This is a genomic window from Rheinheimera sediminis (assembly GCF_004005375.1).
Taxonomy (GTDB): Bacteria; Pseudomonadota; Gammaproteobacteria; order Enterobacterales; family Alteromonadaceae; genus Pararheinheimera.
In genome coordinates, this window is record NZ_RZUF01000060.1 from 1 (window position 1) to 1,994 (window position 1,994).

The window sequence follows — 1,994 nt, forward strand, 5'->3', positions numbered from 1 at the left end:
ATTTCTGCCGCAAAGCGGCTTCGTTCAACAAGTTGCTCAAGTTCACTCCGCCCGTTGGGCCTTCGTGGGACAACCTAGACTGCGTTTCGGTTGCCCCTTAGCAAGGCGTTAAACGTTCTTCGGATGATGTGGTAATCAGAGAGAAAATATGGATATAGAAAGCAAATTAGTCGCAATCTTTCGAAGCCGTTCAGCTGGACCTTTTCTTTTTTTGGGATCTGGATTTTCCAGAAGATATTTGGGTTTAGAAGACTGGAAGGGCCTGCTTAGTAAGTTCTGTGTAGCTGGTAAGCCATTTGAATACTACCTATCATCAGCTAATGGCAGTTACCCAAAGGTTGCATCATTGCTTGCTAAGGACTTCAATGAGTATTGGTGGTCTGCTTCTGAATATTCTCAGAGTGTAGAGAGATTTAAGTCTAAAATTAAAGATGAAACATCGGCGCTGAGAATTGAAATGTGTAACTATCTTTCAACGCTGGATCAGTCTTTAGCAAAAGAATCGGACTACGCTGATGAAGTTAAGCTGCTGGCCAATCTGAATGTTGATGGTGTGATTACGACAAACTGGGATATGTTTATCGAGCAACTTTTTCCTGAATACAAAACTTATATTGGTCAAGAGGAACTACTGTTTTCTAATCCGCAAGAGATTGGTGAGATTTACAAGATTCATGGTTGCTCAACAAGTTCAAATTCTTTGGTTCTGACTGATTCTGATTATGAATCTTTTAATCAAAAAAATACCTATTTGGCGGCAAAGCTAATTACTTTATTTGTTGAGCATCCAGTGGTTTTCATTGGTTACTCAATTTCAGACGAAAACATTAGTAGCTTGCTTAAAGCAATATCCGGATGCATAGGTCGCGATAACATAGAGCAACTCAGAAAGAATTTAATCTTTATACAGCGACTTTCTGAAGGAGAAGAGCCAAATGTATCCGATACCTATTTGACGATCGACGGTATTCAGATTCCACTTGTATTGGTTAAAACAAATGACTTTCTTCCTGTTTATAGGGCAATCCATTCTACAAAGCGAAAAATACCGGCGAGAGTTCTAAGATATTGCAAGGAACAATTGTACGAATTGGTTCAGTCGTCTGAGCCAGAGAAAAAAATATGCGTTGTTGATATCGATGAAATAGAAACAAAAGATGATGTTGAATTTCTAGTTGGTGTTGGGGTTGCTCAGCAAGCGTTTTTGGGTCCATCTCCCGTTGGTTACGAGAGCATTAGCACTAATGATCTTTTCGAGGATTTACTTCACGAAGAAAAAGGTTATGACTGCGAACAAATATTAAAACATGTAGCGCCTCGTGCTAGTAAATCAACACCCAATGTGCCGGTATTTATGTATCTGCAAAAACTTGGCATTAATAGTGAACAGAGTTACAAGGCATCAGAATTCAGCTTAGATAAAGTGGTTTTCAGAGATCTGAAAAGATTACGAATGAACTCATATGCAAAGCCGTATTTTAGAAATTATCGGCATATGGATATGAAGCAAATTTTAGCTGCTTGCACACCCGAAAATGCTGCTGCATATATCCCATTCCTGAGTCTAGATAAAATCGACGTTGAGCTATTACATGGTTTTTTGATTGAGAATGAAGAAAAATTTGATTACGAGGCTTCGAGCTATGCAAGTAGCTTTAGGAAGCTTGCTGCTCTTTACGATAGGTTGAAGTGGGGGTGGTAACGTTTAATGTATGTAACAATACGCACCCCAATCGAACGCGGTTCTAATCGTTACACAGCCAGACAACTGTAGATTATTTACCTGAGAAGTAGTTCACATCGTTCGATTTGCTCGCTGGGAGGGGCTAAAGCCCGTTCCCTAACCAAACGTTAATTCCGCTTATCGCTCTTAACGGTTCTCAGGTTAGTGCCAAAAGCAGACATTGGTTGTACATTTGGACTAATACATAATGTTACTTGCTGTTATCAGAAAACAAGCACGCTGATCTGATCCGGCAACACTGGACACGCCA

General features: G+C 40.0%; 1 protein-coding gene. It reads left to right on the plus strand.

From position 1 onward, the window contains the following. Positions 1-148 precede the first annotated feature (148 nt). Positions 149-1,702 carry an SIR2 family protein gene (locus tag EMM73_RS19680; protein WP_127688462.1) on the plus strand — a complete coding sequence of 518 codons (1,554 nt, stop codon included), beginning with the start codon at positions 149-151 and terminating at the stop codon, positions 1,700-1,702. Positions 1,703-1,994: the final 292 nt, after the last annotated feature.

Excerpts from the sequence above, each read along its gene's own strand:
- EMM73_RS19680 (WP_127688462.1), top strand. The coding sequence starts at position 149 with ATGGATATAGAAAGCAAATTAGTCGCAATCTTTCGAAGCCGTTCAGCT.